19 protein-coding genes are annotated in these 19,591 nt (G+C 68.7%); 11 read left to right on the top strand and 8 right to left on the bottom strand.

Annotated elements, in window-relative coordinates:
• Positions 1 to 32 precede the first annotated feature (32 nt).
• The 3 genes from ACFVMC_RS27350 to ACFVMC_RS27340 form a co-directional block, all read right to left on the bottom strand.
• The gene (locus ACFVMC_RS27350; protein WP_379214890.1) at positions 33 to 1,259 is read right to left on the bottom strand and encodes a sugar ABC transporter permease; all 1,227 of its coding nucleotides are present in this window, start codon (positions 1,257 to 1,259) and stop codon (positions 33 to 35) included.
• Positions 1,256 to 2,029, bottom strand: coding sequence for an ATP-binding cassette domain-containing protein (locus ACFVMC_RS27345; RefSeq protein WP_379214888.1), 774 nt, complete (start codon positions 2,027 to 2,029; stop codon positions 1,256 to 1,258). The genes ACFVMC_RS27350 and ACFVMC_RS27345 overlap by 4 nt, the downstream gene beginning before the upstream one ends.
• A gap of 67 nt (positions 2,030 to 2,096) precedes the next feature.
• Positions 2,097 to 3,173: a sugar ABC transporter substrate-binding protein gene (locus tag ACFVMC_RS27340; protein WP_379214886.1), complete on the bottom strand. Its 1,077-nt coding sequence runs from the start codon at positions 3,171 to 3,173 to the stop codon at positions 2,097 to 2,099.
• 179 nt (positions 3,174 to 3,352) lie between these two features.
• On the opposite strand from ACFVMC_RS27340, the gene ACFVMC_RS27335 reads away from it, so the two are divergent.
• From ACFVMC_RS27335 to ACFVMC_RS27305, 7 genes are all read left to right on the top strand, one after another.
• The gene (locus ACFVMC_RS27335) at positions 3,353 to 4,186 is read left to right on the top strand and encodes an SMP-30/gluconolactonase/LRE family protein (RefSeq protein WP_379214884.1); all 834 of its coding nucleotides are present in this window, start codon (positions 3,353 to 3,355) and stop codon (positions 4,184 to 4,186) included.
• A gap of 78 nt (positions 4,187 to 4,264) precedes the next feature.
• The gene (locus ACFVMC_RS27330) at positions 4,265 to 5,365 is read left to right on the top strand and encodes a BMP family protein (protein WP_379214883.1); all 1,101 of its coding nucleotides are present in this window, start codon (positions 4,265 to 4,267) and stop codon (positions 5,363 to 5,365) included.
• Positions 5,366 to 5,368: 3 nt separating this feature from the next.
• The gene (locus ACFVMC_RS27325; protein WP_379214881.1) at positions 5,369 to 6,886 is read left to right on the top strand and encodes an ABC transporter ATP-binding protein; all 1,518 of its coding nucleotides are present in this window, start codon (positions 5,369 to 5,371) and stop codon (positions 6,884 to 6,886) included.
• Entirely contained in the window at positions 6,883 to 8,139 is a 1,257-nt protein-coding gene (locus tag ACFVMC_RS27320) for an ABC transporter permease (RefSeq protein ID WP_379214879.1), read from the top strand. Before ACFVMC_RS27325 ends, ACFVMC_RS27320 begins: the two co-directional genes overlap by 4 nt.
• Complete coding sequence (locus ACFVMC_RS27315; protein WP_379214878.1) at positions 8,136 to 9,416, top strand: ABC transporter permease; 1,281 nt, start codon at positions 8,136 to 8,138, stop codon at positions 9,414 to 9,416. Before ACFVMC_RS27320 ends, ACFVMC_RS27315 begins: the two co-directional genes overlap by 4 nt.
• Before the next feature lie 65 nt (positions 9,417 to 9,481).
• Complete coding sequence (locus ACFVMC_RS27310) at positions 9,482 to 10,483, top strand: MerR family transcriptional regulator (RefSeq protein ID WP_379214876.1); 1,002 nt, start codon at positions 9,482 to 9,484, stop codon at positions 10,481 to 10,483.
• Between the two features lie 182 nt (positions 10,484 to 10,665).
• Positions 10,666 to 11,160: a hypothetical protein gene (locus tag ACFVMC_RS27305; protein WP_379214874.1), complete on the top strand. Its 495-nt coding sequence runs from the start codon at positions 10,666 to 10,668 to the stop codon at positions 11,158 to 11,160.
• Positions 11,161 to 11,254: 94 nt separating this feature from the next.
• Here the strand turns inward: ACFVMC_RS27305 and ACFVMC_RS27300 are convergent, their stop codons facing one another.
• Positions 11,255 to 12,706, bottom strand: a complete 1,452-nt coding sequence (locus ACFVMC_RS27300) for a flavin-containing monooxygenase (protein ID WP_379214872.1) — start codon at positions 12,704 to 12,706, stop codon at positions 11,255 to 11,257.
• Positions 12,707 to 12,775: 69 nt separating this feature from the next.
• Here ACFVMC_RS27300 and ACFVMC_RS27295 point away from each other — a divergent pair, with 69 nt between their 5' ends.
• Positions 12,776 to 13,777: an AraC family transcriptional regulator gene (locus tag ACFVMC_RS27295; protein WP_379214870.1), complete on the top strand. Its 1,002-nt coding sequence runs from the start codon at positions 12,776 to 12,778 to the stop codon at positions 13,775 to 13,777.
• Here the strand turns inward: ACFVMC_RS27295 and ACFVMC_RS27290 are convergent.
• Positions 13,774 to 14,475, bottom strand: a complete 702-nt coding sequence (locus ACFVMC_RS27290; RefSeq protein WP_379214868.1) for a hypothetical protein — start codon at positions 14,473 to 14,475, stop codon at positions 13,774 to 13,776. The genes ACFVMC_RS27295 and ACFVMC_RS27290 overlap by 4 nt on opposite strands.
• Positions 14,476 to 14,644: 169 nt before the next feature.
• Between ACFVMC_RS27290 and ACFVMC_RS27285 the strand changes: the two genes are divergently transcribed.
• The 3 genes from ACFVMC_RS27285 (at position 14,645) to ACFVMC_RS27275 (ending at position 17,401) form a co-directional block, all read left to right on the top strand.
• Positions 14,645 to 15,025, top strand: coding sequence for a hypothetical protein (locus tag ACFVMC_RS27285; protein ID WP_379214866.1), 381 nt, complete (start codon positions 14,645 to 14,647; stop codon positions 15,023 to 15,025).
• A 78-nt stretch (positions 15,026 to 15,103) separates the two neighbouring features.
• The gene (locus ACFVMC_RS27280; RefSeq protein WP_379214864.1) at positions 15,104 to 16,684 is read left to right on the top strand and encodes a GMC oxidoreductase; all 1,581 of its coding nucleotides are present in this window, start codon (positions 15,104 to 15,106) and stop codon (positions 16,682 to 16,684) included.
• Between the two features lie 9 nt (positions 16,685 to 16,693).
• Positions 16,694 to 17,401 (top strand): VIT family protein, encoded by a 708-nt coding sequence (locus ACFVMC_RS27275; RefSeq protein WP_379214862.1) that lies wholly within the window; start codon positions 16,694 to 16,696, stop codon positions 17,399 to 17,401.
• 5 nt (positions 17,402 to 17,406) lie between these two features.
• Here ACFVMC_RS27275 and ACFVMC_RS27270 read toward each other — a convergent pair whose 3' ends face one another.
• From ACFVMC_RS27270 to ACFVMC_RS27260, 3 genes are all read right to left on the bottom strand, one after another.
• Positions 17,407 to 17,562, bottom strand: coding sequence for a DUF6131 family protein (locus ACFVMC_RS27270; RefSeq protein ID WP_379214860.1), 156 nt, complete (start codon positions 17,560 to 17,562; stop codon positions 17,407 to 17,409).
• A 29-nt stretch (positions 17,563 to 17,591) separates the two neighbouring features.
• Complete coding sequence (locus tag ACFVMC_RS27265; RefSeq protein WP_379214858.1) at positions 17,592 to 17,915, bottom strand: hypothetical protein; 324 nt, start codon at positions 17,913 to 17,915, stop codon at positions 17,592 to 17,594.
• Between the two features lie 83 nt (positions 17,916 to 17,998).
• Positions 17,999 to 19,579 carry a Na+/H+ antiporter gene (locus ACFVMC_RS27260; RefSeq protein ID WP_379214857.1) on the bottom strand — a complete coding sequence of 527 codons (1,581 nt, stop codon included), beginning with the start codon at positions 19,577 to 19,579 and terminating at the stop codon, positions 17,999 to 18,001.
• Between the last annotated feature and the right edge of the window lie 12 nt (positions 19,580 to 19,591).

Raw genomic sequence — 19,591 nt, 5'->3', positions numbered from 1 at the left:
CCGTCTCTGTCCCGATCGTGGTGTCTCGCCGGCTAACTCCGGGCGTGCGCCCGTTTGCGCGACAGCGCGTCGACGCCCGCGGCCAACAGCAGCACGAATCCTGTCACAACGAATTTGGTGCCCGCGCTGAAGCCCATCAGCCCCATCCCGTTGTTGATCACCGCGACCACCGCGGCGCCCAGCACCGCGTCCAACATGCGGCCGCGGCCGCCGAACAGGCTGGTGCCGCCGATGACGGCCGCGCCCACCGCGGTGAGCAGCACATCGCTGCCGCCGGTATTCGGGTCGACGGAGTTGGCCCGCGACGCCGCGATCAGCCCGCCGACAGCCGCCATGGTCGAGCACAGCACGAAGGCCGCGATCTTGATGCGGTCCACGGCGATACCCGCCCGGCGTGCGGCCTCGGCATTGCCGCCGACCGCGTAGATGTGGCGGCCGAACGCCGTGCGGCGCAGCACGAACGTCCACAGCAGCAGCAGCGCGGCGATCAGCGGCACCACGATCGGCATGCCCTGCAACGAGTTCAGCGCCGGGTTGCGGCTGCGCTCGTCGTTGAGCACACCCACCACCACACCGAGGACCAGCGCCACCGCCGCGATCCGCAGCAGCACCACCGGCAGCGTCTCCCCCGTCAGCCCGAGTTTCGTACGCGCCCGCAGCTTCCGGAACTGGACCAGCGCGAACCCGGCCAGCAGCACCGCGTACATGAGCCAGCCCAGCAGCGGCGGCACGTTCTTGTTGGCGATCGCCACGATGGTCGGATCGGCGATCGAGATATTGCGCCCGTTGTCCATGATCTTCAACGCCACACCCTGTAGCGCCAGGAACGCCGCGAGCGTGACCACGAACGACGGAATCCCGATCCGCACCACGATCACGCCGATGATCAGCCCGATCGCCACGCCGGTCAGCAGTGACACCGCCACCGCCGCGTACCAGGGCCAGCCCTTGTCGGTCAGCAGCACGGCCAGCACCGCCGCGCAGACGCCGCTGGTGAACCCGGCCGAGAGGTCGATCTCGCCGAGCAGCAGCACGAAGATCAGGCCCATCGCGATGACCGCGATCGCCGCGCCCTGGGTGAACAGATTGGCGAAGTTGGCCTGGGTCAGGAAGACCGGGCGGGCGACGGAGAAGATCACCGACAGCACCACCAGGGCGATCACCGACGGCAGCGCGCCCATGTCGCCGCCGCGCACCCGCCCCAGATATCCGGTGGCCAGCTCGGTGAGCGGCGCCAGCACGGCGCGCTCGCGGCTCATCGGCCCGCTCCGCCCGCGGTGATGCCGAGCTCACCGCTGCGCCCGGCGGTGATCAGCTCGACGATCTGGGCGTGGGTGACATCGGTGGTGCGGACCTGGGCGGCCATCCGGCCGAGATAGAGCGCCGCGATCCGGTCCGAGACCGCGAAGACGTCGTTCATATTGTGCGAGATGAGCACCACGGCCAGCCCGCGGTCGGCCAGGGTGCGCACGAGTTCGAGCACCTGCTGGGTCTGTGCGACCCCGAGCGCGGCGGTCGGCTCGTCCAGGATCACCACCTTGCTGTTCCACAGCACGGCCTTGGCGATCGCGACGGTCTGCCGTTGCCCGCCGGACAGGCTGGACACCTGCTGCCGCACCGATTTCACGGTGCGAACCGACAATCCCGCCAACGTCTTTCCGGCCAGCTCCTCCATGCCGTACTCGTCGAGCACCAGGCCGCGGCGGCGTTCCCGGCCGAGGAACATGTTCTGCACGATGTCGAGGTTGTCGCACAGCGCCAGGTCCTGGTACACGATCTCGATGCCGAGCGCGGCGGCGTCACGGGGACTGTGCACCTGTACCGGTGCGCCTTCGAACCGGAACTCGCCCGCGTCGATGGGGTGGGTGCCGCCGATACATTTCACCAGCGTCGACTTACCCGCGCCGTTGTCACCGACCAGAGCCGTCACCTCGCCCGCGTGCGCGCTGAAGGCGACATCGTGCAGCACCTGGACGGCGCCGAAACTCTTGTCGATACCCCGTAATTCGATGATCGGGGGTGTGGTCATCGCAATGCTCTCCTAGCGCGACCGCCGCGGTCCCCTCATCGGTACCGCGGCGGAGCCGATATGTTCGTCAGATTCCGTTGTCCGCGCAGAGTTTCGCGAAATCGCCGGTGCACAGTTCACTCTTGGTGACATAGCCGTCGGCGACCACGTCCTTGACGTCGGCCTTGTAGATCGGTTTGGGTTCCAGCAGCACCGAGGGCACGTCCTTCTTCGATTCCGGATCGGCCACCGTGCCGTTGGTGGTGCCCTTCTCGCCCTTGGTGAGCGCGATGGCCAGCCGCGCGGCCGCGGCCGCCTCCTGCTTGATCGCCTTGTAGACGGTCATGCACTGATCGCCCACGAGCACGTTCTGCAGGCCCTGCACGGTGGCGTCCTGGCCGGTGACCGGGACCTGGCCGTTGAGCTTCTGCTTGCGCAGCACCGCGATGGCGGCATTGGCCATTCCGTCGTTGGCCGCGGCCACGCCGCCGAGATTCGGTGTGCCGGTGAGCATCTGCTCGAAGATGGTGCCCGCCTTGGTGTTGTCCCACTCCGGAACGGCCTGATCCGGGCCCTTGAGGTAGTCGCCGGAGTCGAATTTCGGCTTCAGCACGCCGTCGTAGCCGTTGCGGAACAGCGTGGCGTTGTTGTCGGTGGGGCCGCCGTTCAGGTAGGCGACCACGGGCTTCTGGGCGTTCTTGTCCGATAGGCAGCGCACCAGCCCCTGGCCGATCAGGTTGCCCACCTTCACATTGTCGAAGGACACGTAGTATTCGGCGCCGCCGCCGAGGGTGAGCCGGTCGTAGTCGATGACGGTGACGCCCTGCGAGCGGGCCTTCTCGATCACGGCCTTGCCGGTGCCGCTGTCCAGGTTGGTGATCAGCAGGACCTTGGCGCCATTGGTGATCATCTGGTCGGCAATGGTCTGGAACGCGCCCTTGTCGCCCTGGGCGTTCTGGATATCGGCCTTGACCCCCGCGCTGTCGAAGGCTTCCTGGAGGTATTTCCGGTCCGCGGTTTCCCAGCGCGCCGAGGTCTTGCTGTCCGGCAGGATCACCCCGATCTCGGCGCCGGAGCCGCTGCCGCCGGTGTCGTCGCCGCAGGCGGTGAGTGAGCCGAGCAGTGCGGCCGAAACAGCGGTGATGGTGAGAATGCCCTTACGCATGGTGGGCCTTTCATCGGACCGCCCAGCAGGCCGGGCCGGTCGTGTCGAGCGAATGTTGTTCGCTGCAACATATTCCACTGTGACCCAGCGCACAACCACTTTCGGCAAATCCGCCCGCCCTCGGTGAATCCCGGTCCCCCACGCCGTCTGTACCGGTATCGACGACGAAGGGATTCGCCATGACCACACCCGAGGTACTGCTGGAGGGCATCGCGTTCGGAGAATCACCACGCTGGCACGCGGATCGCCTCTGGTTCTCCGACTGGGGCGCCGGACAGGTGATCCGGCTCGACGCCGATCATCGGCCCGAAGTCGTCGCGCGCGTCGACTCGTTCCCGATGTGCATCGACTTCTTGCCCGACGGCCGGCTCCTGATCGTCGACTCGACGCGGCGGCGGCTGCTGCGCCGGGAACCGGACGGCGCGCTCGTGCCGCACGCCGATCTGGCCCCCATCTCGGACAAACCGTGGAACGACATCGTGGTGGACGCGCACGGCAACGCCTACGTCAACACCATCGGATTCGACTTCCCCGGCGGGGAATTCGCGCCCGGCCGGATCGTGCGCGCCACGTCGGACGGCAGCGTCGCCGAGGTCGCCGACGGGCTCGCGTTCCCGAACGGGATGGCCATCGCACCCGACGGGCGCACCCTGGTGGTCGCCGAGTCCTACGCCGAGCAGCTCACCGCCTTCGACATCCAGGACGACGGAACGCTGGGCGGGCGCCGGGTCTGGGCCAAGACGCCCGGGGACCACCCCGACGGCATCTGCTTCGACGCCGAAGGCCACCTCTGGTACGCCGATGTGGGCAACGGGCACTGCGTCCGGGTCGCGCCCGGCGGCGCGCGCTCGGCCACCCGCGCCCTGGACCGCGGCGCGTTCGCCTGCGTGCTCAGCCGGGGCGAGAATCCGCGCCTCTACGTGGTCGGGCAGCGCTGGGGCGGCGAATCCGACGCACCGAGCGGGCAGGTGGTGGCATTCCCGGCTCCCGCTCCCGGCGCCGGACGGCCCTGAGCCCGGCGATCCCGCGATTGTGTAAAGCAATGTTTCAATTCCAATCGCGCGGACCGGGAATGCGGTAAATCTGTCCAGATGAGATCTGCCACTGCCTTGAAGACCATCGTCGCCGGCGGTGCCGCCGTCGCGCTCGCGCTGCTCACCGCATGCGGTTCGCCCCCGGCCGAGAAGGGATCCGCCGGATCCGGGAACACCTACGGCGCCCCGGACGCGAAATTCCGGGCCTGCATGGTGACCGATGCCGGCGGCGTGGACGACAAATCGTTCAACGAATCCGGCTGGAACGGCGTCAAGGCCGCGGTCGACGCCAACAAGGCGATCTCGGGCAGCTACCGGCAGTCCAACAGCACCGCCGACTACGAACCCAACCTGCGCGCCTCGGCCGACGACGCGGCCTGCGGTCTGGTCATCGGCGTCGGCGGCCTGATGGCGGACGCGATCACCACGGTCGCCAAGGAGAACCCCGACAAGCGCTTCGCCCTGGTCGACTCGCACGTCGACCTACCGAACGTGTACTCGATGGAGTTCAACGCCGCCCAATCCTCGTATCTGGCAGGTTATCTCGCGGCGGGCACGACCAAGACCGGCAAGGTCGCGACCTGGGGCGGGATGCAGATTCCCGCGGTCACCATCTTCATGGACGGCTTCGCCGCCGGTGTCGCCAAGTACAACCAGGTGCACAACACCAGCACCGCGGTGCTCGGCTGGGACACCCAGGCCCAGAAGGGTTCGTTCACCGGCAATTTCGACGACACCAGCGCGGGCCGGTCACTGACCGAGAACTTCCTGGCCCAGGGCGCCGATGTGGTCCACCCGGTCGCCGGGCCGGTCGGCCTCGGCGGCGCGTCGGCCATCAAGGACACCGGCAAGGCCACCATGATCTGGGTGGATTCCGATGGCTACCAGGCGGTTCCGGAATACAAGCAGATCATGCTCTCCTCCTCGATGAAGGACATCAGCTCGGCGATCCGGGTCGCGATCGACAACGCCTTCAACGAGGGACCCAAGGACGGCCGCTACGTGGGCACGCTGAACAACAAGGGTGTCGCGCTGGCGCCGTTCTACGATTTCGACAGCACGGTGCCCGAGGCCCTGAAGCAGGAGCTGAAGCAGTTGCAGGCCGACATCGTCGCGGGCACCGTGGTGGTCAGCTCCCCCGCCGCGCCGAAGCCCTAGCGTATGCGCCTCGAATTACGCGGCCTGACCAAGCGATTCGGCGATTTCGTCGCGGACGACGCGATTGACCTGGTAGTGCTGCCGGGCCAGATCCACGCCGTCCTCGGCGAGAACGGCGCGGGCAAATCCACCCTGATGAACATGCTGTACGGGATTCTCGAGCCCTCCGCCGGGGAGATCCTGATCGATGACGCGCCGGTGCGATTCCGCTCGCCCGGCGACGCCATCGCCGCCGGAATCGGCATGGTGCACCAGCATTTCAAGTTGGTGGGCCCGTTCAGCGTCGCCGACAACGTCCAGCTGGGCCGCGAGCACGGCAGAGCGGGGATCCTGGACCGCGCCGCCGCCCGGCGCGCGGTCCAGGAGGTCTCCGAACGCTACGGGCTGGCCCTGGACCCCGACGCGATCTGCGAGAACCTGCCGGTCGGTGTGCAACAGCGGGTGGAGATCGTCAAAGCGCTGTCCGGGCACACCGAACTGCTGATCCTGGACGAGCCCACAGCGGTGCTCACCCCGCCCGAGGTGGCCGAATTGCTCACGATCATGCGCAATCTCGCGGATTCGGGCATGTCGATCATCTTCATCAGTCACAAGCTGAAGGAGGTGAAAGCGGTCGCGGACACGATCACGGTCATCCGGCGCGGCAAGGTGGTGGCCGAGGCCGCGCCCGCCGACAGCGAGGCGGAACTGGCGGCGGCCATGGTGGGTCGCGAAGTCTCGCTCACGGTCGACAAATCTCCGGCGAAACCAGGCGAAATCGCCTTGCGGATCACCGATCTCACCGTGCTCGACGATCGCGGCGTGCCCGTGGTCGACGGCCTGAACCTCACCGTGCGCGCGGGCGAGATCGTCGGCCTGGCCGGCGTGGAAGGCAACGGCCAGACCGAACTGGCCCGCGCCATCCTCGGAACACTTACGCCCACGGCGGGTTCGGTCACCATGACCGGTACCGAGGTCACCCGGTGGCACCCGTACCGGCGGATCGCCGCCGGACTCGGCTACATCCCGGAAGACCGGGCTCGCGACGGCCTGGTCGGTGATTTCACCGTCGCCGAGAACATCGCGCTCAACCAGTACCGGGAGCCGCCGCTGTCGCGCCACGGCGTGGTCGACGACCAGGCGGTGCGCGAGATCGCCACACAATCCATCGCGGAGTTCGACATTCGCACCCAGGGCCCCGAGGAACGGGTGAGCGCGCTGTCCGGGGGCAATCAGCAGAAGGTGATCATCGCCCGGGAATTCTCCCGGCCGCGCAAGGTGCTGGTGGCGGCGCAACCGACTCGCGGCGTCGACATCGGCGCCATCGAATTCATCCACGCCCGCCTGGTCGCCGAGCGCGACACCGGCACCGCCGTACTGCTCATCTCCGCCGAACTCGACGAGATCCTGGCCCTCGCGGACCGGGTGGCCGTCATCTACAACGGCCGGATCGCCGGTGAGGTGGGACCCGAGGCGCCCCGCTCCGACATCGGCCAGCTCATGATCGGCCACCGACCCGAGACCCCGGCAGGCGACGCGTGACCACGACCACCGAACCGGAAACCGAGCCGAACCGAAAAGGCTTCGGCCCCACCTTCGTTCGCTACCTGACCGAAGCCAACAGCGTGATGGTGACGGTCTACTCGCTGCTGCTGGCCTTCGCCATCGGCGCGGTACTGATCATCGTCTCCGATCCGGGCGTGCGCGGCACGTTCGGCTATCTGTTCGCGCGACCGGGCGACGCGCTCAACTCCTCCTGGTGGGCCGTGCGCACCGCCTACCAGGATCTGTTCGAGGGTTCCATCCTCGATATCGGCCGCCTGCAACAATTCCTGGCCGGCGACGCCACCCTGGCCCAGGTGCTGCGCCCACTCTCGGAGACGCTGACCTACGCCACTCCGCTGCTGTTCACCGGCCTTGCGGTCGGGCTCGCGTTCCGCGCCGGACTGTTCAATATCGGCGCGCAGGGGCAGTTCATCTTCGGCATGCTCGGTGCGCTCATCGTCGGATTCGCGGTGGAACTGCCCGCGCTGCTGCATCTTCCGCTGGCATTGCTCGCCGGTGGACTGGCGGGCGGGCTGCTCGGCGCGGTCCCCGGCTATCTCAAGGCGAGAACCGGTGCGCACGAGGTCATCTCGTCGATCATGTTGAACAATATCGCCGCCTACTTCCTGATGTGGGCGCTGGGCACCACGTTCATCCATTCGGTGACCTCGCAGGAACTGGTCTCCAAACCCGTCGCCGCGTCCGCGCGGCTGCCGCAGCTGCTGGGCTGGGCCGGATCGGGACTGCGGGTCAGCATCGGCCTGCTGCTCGGCCTGGCGCTGGCCGCCGGAACCTGGTGGCTGCTCAGCAAATCCACCTTCGGCTTCCGGATCCGCGCGGTCGGCGCCAACGCGCACGCGTCGGAGACCGCGGGCATGGACATCGGGCGCACCTTCACCACCACCATGGGGGTAGCGGGTGCGCTGGCCGGGCTCGGCGGCGCCGCGCTGGCACTCGGGCTCAACCCCTACACGGTGAATCCCGGCACCGCGGTGGAGTACGGTTTCGACGGCATCACCGTGGCGCTGCTCGGGCGCGCGCACCCCGGCGGAATCGTCGCCGCCGCACTGCTTTTCGGAGCCCTGAAATCCGGCACCCTGCACATGCAGCCGGCCATCCCGGTGGAGATGTCCACCCTGCTCCAAGCCGTCATCGTGCTCTTCATCGCCGCGCCCGCACTGGTGAAAACCCTGCTGCGGCTGCGGACACCGAGCGGCGGGCTCAACACTCTGGAAGCGAGGGGCTGGTGACCAGCACCGAACCGCGGATCGCGGTGTCCGACAAAGCATTGCGACGGCACACGGCGGCCGGGGCCGGGCTGGCCGGTGTCGGCGTCGGGCTCGGCGGACTCGGTCTGCTGCTGATCGACTCCGGCCGCACCACCACCTACCGGCTGGACCAGACCGTCGACGCGAACTGGACCGTCGCGACGCTGATCGTGGTGCTCGCGACCGGCGTGCTCGCGGCGCTCGCCGGAGTCGCCCTGCTCACCGTGCCGAAAGCCCGGTTGCGGCGCGGCGACAACCTGCTGATCGGCGGCGGCGTGGCTGCGCTGGTCGTCGGGGCGCTGTCCTGGACGGTCACCCCGGGAGTCGGCTTCCCGGTCGAATTCGTGCTGGCAACAACGCTTTTCCTGGCGTTGCCGTTCATCTTCGGCGCGCTGTCCGGTGTGGTGGCCGAACGCTCCGGTGTCATCAATCTCGGCATCGAGGGGCAATTCCTGACCGGCGCGTTCACCGCCGCGCTGCTGGCCTCGATCAGCGGCAACGCCTACGTCGGCATGCTGGCCGCCACCCTGTCCGGAGTCTGCTCCACGCTGCTGCTGGCCTGGCTGGCCACCCGGTTCCAGGTCAACCAGGTGGTGACCGGCATCATCCTGAACCTGCTCGCCCTGGGTCTGACCGGATTCCTCTACGAGCGGCTGATGCGCGCCGACGGGTCGCTCAACCAGCCCGCCACCGTGCAGCGCGTCGGCGACTCGCTCGGATTCCTGGCCGACATCCCGATCCTCGGGCCGGTGCTGTTCGACCAGAACGTCTTCGTCTACGTGGCATTGGCCTGCGTATTCGCGGTGTCGTTTCTGCTGTTCCGCACCCGCTGGGGGCTGCGCACCCGCGCCGTCGGCGAACATCCCGCCGCCGCCGACGCGGCCGGGATCAATGTCAATCGGCTGCGGTTCTGGAACGTGACCGTGGCGGGCGCACTCTCCGGCTTCGGCGGTGCGTTCTTCACGATCGCCAACAATGTGTCGTTCAGCAAGAACATGACGGCTGGGCTGGGCTTCGTCGCGCTGGCGGTGATGATCGTCGGACGCTGGCATCCCTTCGGAGTGCTGTCCGCCGCACTGCTTTTCGGGTTCTCCAGCGCGCTCCAGCGGTTCCTGAACACGATGCCGGGCAATCCGATCCCAACCGAGTTCCTGGGGATGCTGCCGTACGCGGTGACGCTGGTCGTGGTCGCCGGGTTCATCGGCCGGGCAGTCGCGCCCGCGGCGGACGGTATTCCGTATACGCCGGGCGGGAAGTAGCCGGGTCTTGTAGCCCGGGCACCCGCAGTTGACCTTCACCCAACTCGAAGCCCCACTATGTCCCCGTGACTGAATTGACGATCGGCGCGATGGCCCGCGCCACGGGCGTCACCGCCAGCGCACTGCGCTTCTACGACGACTGTGGACTGCTGCCTCCGGCCCGGGTAGACCCTGTGACCGGCTACCGGTACTACACCGAGGAGCAGTGCGGGCGCGCGGTCGCGCTGCGGCGGCTGCGGGAGATCGGGGTGCCGTTGGACGCGGTCGCACGGATTCTGGACGGCGAGCCGAGGGAAGCGGCGCAGGTGCTCGACGGCTATGTGCGCGAGTTACGGCAGCGCGCCCAGGCGGCGGCGGAAATCGCCGAGGAGCTCAAACAGGGACTCGCCGCCATCGTCATCGGTGGGGCGGCACTGGCCGAAGCGGTGGCGCAGGTCCGTTCGGCCTGTGCGCGCGACAGCGAATTCCCCGTGCTGTGCGGGATCTACCTGGAGGCCGACAGTTCCACACTGTCCGTGACCGCGACCGATCGCTATCGGTTGACGACCCGCACCCTGGTGCCACGTCAGGGCGTCGGCCGGTGGTCCGTCGTGGCCGACGCCGACGCGCTGGCAACAGTCGCCGAGCGCCTGCGCGGAGCCGCGGCGGTGAGCCTGTCCGCGTCCGAGGAGTCCCTGCTGGTGGCGGCCGACGGAATCGAGTACTGCTGTGACGCGATCGCGGAGCCGTTCCCGGACTATCGCAGCATCCTGGGCGGCCTCCCCGAGATCCGGACCCGTGTGGTCGTCGATCGCGCGGCGCTGCTCGCGGCCAGTGACCGCACCCCGATCACGCTGTCGCTCACCGAGTCGGAATGCGCGGTGCCCGGCTGGGGCCGCCTGCCCGCCACCGTCGCCGGTGCCCCCCTCGACATCGCCTTCGCCCCCGAGGTCCTGCGCCCCGCCCTCACCACCGCCGTAGGCCCCGAGATCATGCTCGACCTCGCCGCCCCCGACGCCCCCGTCATCGTCCGCTCCGCCACCGACGGCGACCTGACCACAGTGGTAATGCCGATCCGAATCCCCTGATCCGAATCCCTGCACCGCAACGTTCCCGACCCGGGACGACTACCGCGACCTCGGCGGTCGACTCGTCCCGAGGCCAGCACTGCGGGTCACGACGCCGACCAGCAGACCGAATCGGCGCACCGGAACAACGGCCGGCACCCCGATTGATCACGAAACCCATTGATAGACAAGGAGTTCAGCTGATGGACAGCATTTCGGACCCGACCATGGACGCAATCATGCGGGCGGTGACGCTAGGCCGCGAAGGCGAGACGGGGCAGGCGCGCACAGCCCTCACCGAACTGTGGGCAACGCTGGGGCCGCAGGGTGATCCGCTGCACCGGTGCACGCTCGCGCACTTCCTGGCCGACCTACAGCCCGATCCCGCGCAGGCACTGGTCTGGGATGTGCGGGCCCTCGATGCCGCCGACAGCCTGACGAACGAGCGCGCACGCCAGCACCATTCGTCCCTCGACGTGGCGGGCTTCTACCCGTCGCTGCATCTCAACCTGGCCGACAACTACCGCCGCCTCGGTTCGTTCGATGCGGCGCACGCCGCCCTCGCCGCCACCCGCGCCTGCCTGCACACCCTCGCCGACGACGCCTACGGCAACACCATCCGCACCGCGGTGGACGAGATCGACGAGGCCACCCGCGCCGGATCAACTGCCCGCCGCGACTCGTCCCCGGGCACCTGACCCATCCACACGGCCGAACGAGGACAGCCGGACCGGGGCTCGCTGCCCGGTCATCGCCCCGATATGACTACCGTCGGCGCAGCTGCCCGGGCCCTCAGCGCGTGCCGACCAGAGTTTTGCGCAGGTCGGTGCGCATGGTGGTGGCGGTGTCGAGCAGGTAGTTCTGGCGGACTTTCCAGGGGTGACGATCGCCCTGACGGGGGAAGGCGGCGATGGAACGCTGGACGTAGCCGGAGGCCAGGTCCAGCAGGGGGCGCTCGGTGAGCTTGCCCGCGGGTTCGGGGACGACGGCGGTGAAGCGGTTGCGGTCCATATGGCGCAGCACCTTGCAGATCAGCCGGTGGGTGAGGTCGGCGCGCAGGGTCCAGGACGCGTTGGTGTAGCCGATACAGACCGCGAAGTTGGGGACGCCGGTGAGCATGGCGCCCTGCCAGACGTACTGCTCGGAGATCTCGACCTTGCGGCCGTCGACGATCGGCGTGATACCGCCGAAGGCGAGCAGTTGCAGACCGGTCGCGGTGATCACGACGTCGGCCTCGAGCACTCGGCCGGACTTCAACCGGATACCTTCGGGGACAAAGGTTTCGATGTGGTCGGTGACCACCTTCGCCTTGCCCTTCTTCATCGCCTTGAAGAAGTCGGCGTCGGGCACCGCGCACAGCCGCTGATCCCACGGGTCGTAGGACGGCGTGAAGTGTTCGGCAACCGCCTGCTCGTCCTTCAGGATCCGGGTGGTGAGCCCGGTCAGCAGTTTGCGCGCGGACTCCGGGCGGCGGCGGCAATACTGGTAGAAACCAATGCTGAACAGGATGTTCTTGGTGCGGATCACCCGGTGCGCCAGATCCGCCGGGAGCAGCTCCCGGATCTTGTCGGCTTGCTTGTCGCGGCCGGGCACGGCGCTGATCCAGGTCGGGCTGCGTTGCAGCATGGTGACCGAGGCCGCGGTCTCGGCCATGGCGGGCACCAGGGTGACGGCGGTGGCGCCGCTGCCGATCACTACGACGCGCTTGCCGGTGTAATCGAGGTCCTCGGGCCAGAACTGCGGATGCACCATGCGGCCGGAAAAGCTTTCCGCGCCGGTGAATTCGGGCGCGTGGCCCTGATCGTAGTTGTAGTAGCCCGCGCAGGCATAGAGGAAGTTGCAGGTCATGGTGCGCTCACCGGCGTCGGTGGCGACCGTCAGCGTCCAGCGCGCGGTACCGGAGGACCATTCGGCTGCCACGACCTTGGTTCGGTATCGAATGTGCTGGTCGATGCCGAATTCGGTCGCGGTCTCCTTGATGTAGCGCAGGATGGACGGCCCGTCGGCGATGGCTTTGGCGTCACGCCACGGCTTGAACGGGTAGCCGAGGGTGAACATGTCGGAATCGGAGCGAATTCCGGGGTAGCGGAACAGGTCCCAGGTGCCGCCGAGGGCGTCGCGCGCCTCCAGGATGGCGTAGCTGCGGCCGGGGCATTCGGTTTGCAGCCGGTAGGCCGCACCGATGCCGGACAGGCCCGCACCGACGATGACGACATCCACATGGTCCCGAACCTCAGCGTTCATGTCTCCAGTGTGGAAAAGCTGTCACCCGGATTCTTGACTTTGCGCGACAACTATTTGATTCTGGACGACATGTCGGTAATCAGGTCGGCCGGACTGCGCGGCTTCCGCGCGGTGGTGGCCGAGCTCGGCGGCGACGCCGAGGAGCTGGCCACCGCCGTCGGGCTGCCGATCGCCGCGCTGGACGCCGACGATCTCCTGGTCCCCGACGACGCCATGGCGGCCGTGCTCGAACTCGCCGCACACCGGCTGAACTGTGCCGATCTCGGACTCCGGATCGCCTACCGGCAGGATCTGGACATGCTCGGGCCGCTGGCGCTTGCCATCCGCAACTCCCCCACCCTCACCGACGCGCTGGAGTGCACCTCGCGCTATCTGTTCGTGCACGCGCGCTCGCTGAGCCTGAGCCTGGAACCGGACCCCTACGCCGATCGCGGCGTCGTCGCACTGCGCTACGGCACGCAGCCGGGGCTGCCGACGCCGGTCCAGGGCACCGACCTGGGCCTGGGCTTCCTGCACCGCACCATCGAGCGCCTGGCCGGCGCCCGCTACGGTCTGCGTTCGGTCGAACTCCCCTATCGCCCGCAGGCTCCGCTGCGCGTCTACGAGGAATTCTTCGGCGCGCCGGTGCGGGTCGGCCGACCGGCCGCCGTGCTGCGGGTGCCCGGCGCGCTGACCGGCAAGACCCTGGCCGGCGGCGACGAGAATCTGCACCGGCTGGCCATCGCGTTCCTGGCCGAACAGGCCAAGCAGGCGGGCGGGTCCATGGTGCCCCGGGTGCAGGCCGCGCTGCGGCAGCTGCTGGGCACCACGCCACCCGAGATCGACATCGTCGCAACACTTCTCACGCTGCACCCGCGCACCCTGCAACGCCGGCTGGCCGCCGAGGGGACCAGCTTCGCGCACATCCTGGACGCCGTGCGCCGCGAGGAGGCGCGCCGCTATCTGACCACCACCGATATGCCGATGACCCAGATCGCTTCGCTGCTGGGCCTTTCCGAGCAGGCGACCTTCACCCGCTGCTGCCGGCGCTGGTGGGACCTGACCCCCAGCGCCGTGCGCCGGGCGGGTTAGGCCGCCTTCTCCACCTTGCGGACCGCGTCGAGGAACACCTTCTGGAACGCGGCCTCGTCCAGCGAGTCCTTCAGGGCGCTGGTGCGCACGACCACGGTGGTGCCGCGCAGCACCGCCATACCCTGGTAGCCGACCGAGGTGAGCGGCTTGCCGGCGCCGACCGTGGAGACGGTCGTGGTGCGGTAGACGATCGCCGTCGTGCCCTTCAGATCCGCTGGCACGCTGAGGTTCTCGACCTTGGCAACGGTGCTGATCTGCTTGCCCTCGACCGTACTGGTCACGGTGACCTCAGCGCAGCGCTTGTTGCCGTCGGTGATGGACTGCAGATCGCCGGTGCGGCCGGACACGAATTCCAGGTACATGACCCCGGTCTTGGCGTCGGTCGCGGCGATCACGGCCGACTCGGCCAGCAGCGACTTGCTGGCGGTGCTGAGATCCTTTGTGGTCGCAGCGCATTCGGCGGGGGTGAGGGTCGCGGAGTCCTGGAGCCCGGCCATATCGGCGGCCGCCGCGTCCAGCTTGTCCTTGGGCAGATCGATCTTCTTCACCCCGGACGGGAATTCGTCCACGGTGAGCAGCAACTGCTCGCGCGGCGTGCTCGGCGCCGCCGTGCTGCCCTCCGACTTCGACTCGCTACAACCGGCCAGCAGCAGCGCGCCCGCCGCGATTCCGGCCATCCATCGTGCACCCTTGATCATGCGGGTCAGCATGCCAGCATGAGCGGGGGTTCGGCGAACCGGACCGGACATCGCGCAGGCGGCGCGAATCACCTCTAGGCACTGTCCTGAGCGCCCCCTAGACTTCTGCCGCAGTTCCCGGCGTACGCCGGCGATGACGGGTGGCTGAGCCGGGTGAGGAAGGGGCCGAATGGATACGGTCAGAGAGGTCGCCGAGGAGGGCAAGCGCCTGATCGACCGGGCCTGGCTCGGCGAGCTGTCCCGTGACGAGGCCGTGCACCGTTTCGTGCAGGTCGGTGACGGCATGGTCTGCCCCGTGACCGCCCGCGAGATCATCGATGACGGTGTGCGCTGGCTGGATTCGAACGCGACCCGACTACGGGTACTCGGCTGGTGCGCCCTGCTGGAACTGCCGGTCTTCGGCGGTTTCGCGCTGCTGGCCGTGCTGCTCGGCGACTATCTGACCGCCGCGCTGTCGTTGCTGCTGCTGTTCGGGCTGCAATTGATCCACCACCGGGTCATCCCGCATCCCACGCCCGTCCGGAAGGCCCGCCACGCCCGTAACCTCTAGGGCGCACCGGTATTCGCCTCCGCCGCCGCGCCACCCTGCCTACAGTGAGAACGTTGCGGGGCGCTGGGAGGAACGCGGATGCGCATCGATGAGCTGAGCACGGTCGCCGACGCGGAGCTGACCGCCGACATCTGCGTCATCGGTTCGGGCCCCGCCGGTTCGACCTTGGCTGCCGAACTCGCCGGCACCGGTTTGCGGGTACTGGTGCTGGAGAGCGGTGGCCGCGCGGCCACCGAGGCGGCCAACGCCCTGGACGACGCCGAGCAGATCGGCGCACCACGCGCCGGTACCGGCCGGGTGGCGGGCGACCGTGTTCTGGGCGGCAATTCCCATACCTGGAGCGGCCGCTGCGGCCTGCTCGACGACCTGGATTTCAGCGCGCGCCCGTGGGTGCCCGAATCCGGCTGGCCCCGTATCGATCTCGATCCGTACCTGGACCGCGCCGCCCGCCACATCGGCATCGGCTACGGCACCGGGTTCACCGACGACGCGTTCTGGGAGCTGGCCGAGCGCACCCGGCCGCGAAAGAGCCTGGACCCGCAGTGGTTTCGCCCCTACTTCTGGCAGATCAGCCGCGATCCGGTCGATCCGTTCGACTGCAAGCGTTTCGGCAGGCATGTGAAAGACCTTGTCGCACCGAATATCCGGGTGCTGGTCGATGCCACCGTCACCCGGCTCGACACCGATCCGGACGGCCGCCGCGTGCTGGCCGCGCGGGTGGCCGATCCGGCGCCGCGCACGGTGCGGGCGCGGTACTTCGTCCTCGCGGCCGGGGGCATCAACACCCCGCGCCTGTTGCTGGCCTCGCGCACGGTCCGGCCCGAGGGCATCGGCAACCGGCACGATCTGGTGGGCCGCTATCTGATGGACCACCGCTGCGGCGCGGTCGGCGAGCTGACACCCACCCAGTCCCGGAAAGCCTTGCGCCGGTTCGGAAAATACGTGGTCAAGAGTCCGCACGGGCGGCACACCTTTCTGCACGGCCTGGCCCTGCATCCGGACGTACAGCGCACGGAGCAGCTGCTGAACTGCGCCCTGTGGCTCCAGGAGGTGCCCGCCGACGACGACCCGTGGGAGTCGGTGAAACAGCTCATCCGCGGGCGCGGCACCCGGCACGACGCACGGGTCGCGGTCGCGAATTCCCGGTTGCTGCTCGCCGGGGCGCGCCGCCGCCTGATCCAGCATGCGGGGCTGCCGCACAAGCTGGACCGAATCGAACTGCGCTGCATGGTCGAACAGGTACCCGACCCCGACAGCCGGGTCACGCTGAGCGATCGGGTGGACCGGCTCGGCATGCCGCTGGCGCGGATCGACTGGCGAGTGCACGAGCAGGAGGACTCGACCGTGCGGCGGGCGGCGGCCCTGGCGGTCGAGCAGTTCGCCGGACTCGGTTATCCCGAACCGGCGCTCTACGACTGGGCGATGCCCGGCAGCACCCGGACGCCCGCGCTCACCGACTGGGCGCATCCGACCGGCACCACCCGGATGGCGCAGCGCCCGCACGCCGGCGTGGTCGACCCGGACTGCCGCGTGCACGGTGTCGAAAATCTGTTCGTCGCGGGCAGTTCGGTCTTCCCGACGACCGGGCACGCGAATCCGACCCTGACCATCGTGGCGCTCGCGGTGCGGCTGGCGGATACCCTGCGTACCAGCGGTTAAGGTCCGGATATGGATCCGCACCCCCACGAACCGCACACCGAGGCGCTGGCCTCGCGGCTGAACTGGCTGCGCGCGGGCGTGCTCGGCGCGAACGACGGCATCGTCTCCACCGCCGGCCTCGTGGTCGGCGTGGCCGCCGCGAGCACCGACACCTCGGCCATCCTGACCGCGGGCATCGCGGGGCTCGGCGCGGGCGCGATCTCGATGGCGGTGGGCGAGTACGTCTCGGTCAGCACCCAGCGCGATTCCGAACGCGCGCTGCTGGCCAAGGAGGCCCGCGAGCTGAAGGAGGAGCCCGATACCGAACTCGCGGAGCTCGCGGGCATCTACACGGCCAAGGGCCTGACGGCCGAGACCGCGCGCAAGGTCGCCGAGGAGCTCACCGCCCACGATGCCTTCGCCGCGCACGCCGAAGCCGAATTGGGTTTGGATCCGGACGAACTCACCAATCCCTGGCACGCCGCGTTCTCCTCGGCGGTGTCGTTCACCCTCGGCGCGCTACTCCCGCTGTGCGCGATCCTGCTGCCGCCGGTGCAGTGGCGGATACCGGTGACCTTCGTCGCCGTCCTGCTGGCCCTGGCCGCCACGGGGAGCATCAGCGCCCGGCTGGGCGGTAGCGCACCCAGCCGGGCGGTGCTGCGCGTGGTGGTCGGCGGGGCCGTCGCCATGGCCGTCACCTACGGAATAGGACAGCTGGCCGACGTTTCCGGAATCTGACGCGCTCAGTAATAGTGCCGGCGGCCGCCGATCGGGCGGCCGACCTGACCGGCGATCATCAGCACCGCGCCGATGATCAGCACGATGATTCCGGCCGTGACCAGAAGTGGGATGCCGAGTAGCCAGCCCAAGACCAGCAATACCAATCCGAGAACAATCATGTCCTAGCTCCTTTTCTGCGGTGCACGAATCACCGTGCGGTGGCGGCCGGTTGTTTCTTCGCGGGTTGCGTCGCCGCCATCTGTTTGCGCGACCGGCGCAATTCCCGGCGCGTGGCCCGGCTGCGTGCGGAAGTACGGGCCAGTCCGGTGAACAGTAGCCCGAGGCCGAGCATGCCGACCGCACCGACGGCAATGCCGTAGAGGAAGAGTTCGCCCGCCGATGCGGTGAAGCTGTAGTCGAATACCGCGAATTCACCTGTCGAAGCATCGAATTCGCCGGAATTCGCCGCCACACCGGCGACGCCGACGACAACCGCCGCGATCAGAACGAACAGCCCGATGAGAATGATCATGACAATCCCGTGGTCGCTGAAATAGGTAATACACCGGAGCTATTCCCGGCGAATTGCGCCCCAAACAACCGGTGGAACGGCCGCTAAAAGGATTTCATCCGGCCCAGATCCAGCCGACGCGTCACCCGGTCCACCAGATCCGGCGGCATGCCCGGCTCGCGGCGGGCGGCCTGGGCCTCATGCCGTCCGGCCTCCACGATCTCCTCCCGCACCCTGTGCATCACCTTCAGATCGCGCACCGCCTGGGCCCGGGCGTCCTCCTCGTCGGCGGCCTGCGGATCGGCGCGGGCCAGCCGGGCCATGAACTGGTCCCGCAGCCGCTCGTAGAGCTCGTCGGGCAGATGTTCGCTGGCCGCAAGCTCTTTCAACCTGGCGAGCTGGGCGCGCATCACCCGTTCCCACAGCTGCCGCTCCAGCTCACGTTCGTGCTGGGTGTCAGCGTGCACCCCGGTGAGCCGGACCACCAGCGGCAGCGTCGGGCCCTGCACCAGCAGGGTGAACAGCACCACCGCGAAGGCCGTGAACAGAATCTCGGTGCGCCCGGGGAACGGCGCACCGGCCTCGGTCAGCAGCGGAATAGCCAGGGCCAGAGCGACACTCGCGACCCCGCGCATACCCGCCCACCAGGTGACGATGGTTTCGCGCCAGGTGTAGGGTTCGTCGGCGTCCAGGCGCCGCCACCAGCCGCGGCCGATCGCCCAGGTCGCCAGCAGCCACACCAGGCGCAGCACGACCACCGTGGCGATCACCGCACCGGCCACGCCGAGCAGCCGGGGCCAATCATGCCCGGCGGTCTCCAGCACGGTCGCCAGTTCCAGACCGATCAGCCCGAAAGCGAAACCGGCGAGCAGCATTTCGGCGATCTCCCAGAACGAGTCGCCGACCAGTCGATAGTCCCGGTCGCCGATATCGGTGACGGCGTCTGTCAGATACAGCGCGCACACCAGCACCGCGAGCACACCGGATCCGTGCCAGGCCTCGGCGAACCCGTAGGCGGCGAACGGGAGCAGCAGGCTCGCCGCCACCTGCCAGGACGCCTCGTCGAGCAACGCGGTCAGTTTGCTGCCCGCCCAGCCCAGCGCGAGGCCCACCAGCACCGCCACCACCGCGGAGACGACGAACTCCCCCACCGCGTGGGCGGTGGAGAAGTGGCCGGTCAGCACCGCCTGTATCGCGACGGTGTAGATGACGATGGCGGTGACATCGTTGAACAGGCCCTCGCCGTCCAGGACCACCACCAATCGACGCGGCAGACCCAGTTTGCTCGCCAGTGCGGTGGCCGCCACCGGATCCGGTGGCGCGATCGTCGCGCCCAGCACCACCGCCGCCGCGATGGGCACGCCCGGATACCAGCGATGGAAGACCGCCGCGACCGCCGCGGCGGTCGCGATCACCAACCCGACCGCGCGCAGCGCGATCGGACCCCAGTTCTCCGCGAACTGCTGCCAGGAGGTACGACGGGCGGCCGCGTACAGCAGCGGCGGCAGCACCAGCGGCAGGATCAGATCCGGCGGGAGGTGGATACGCGGCGCCCACGGAATCAGCGCGACCACGCAGCCGAAGAGCGTCATCAGGACCGGGGAGGCGATGCCGATGCGCCGGGCCAGCGGCTCGGCCAGGATGGTCGCGAACAGCAGCGTGAACATCAGCACCAACTGGTCCATAGCCGCCCAGTC

It is taken from the genome of Nocardia sp. NPDC127579 (assembly GCF_042672005.1).
In the GTDB taxonomy this organism is placed as follows: Bacteria; Actinomycetota; Actinomycetes; order Mycobacteriales; family Mycobacteriaceae; genus Nocardia.
This window is presented reverse-complemented; position numbering and strand designations above follow the sequence as displayed.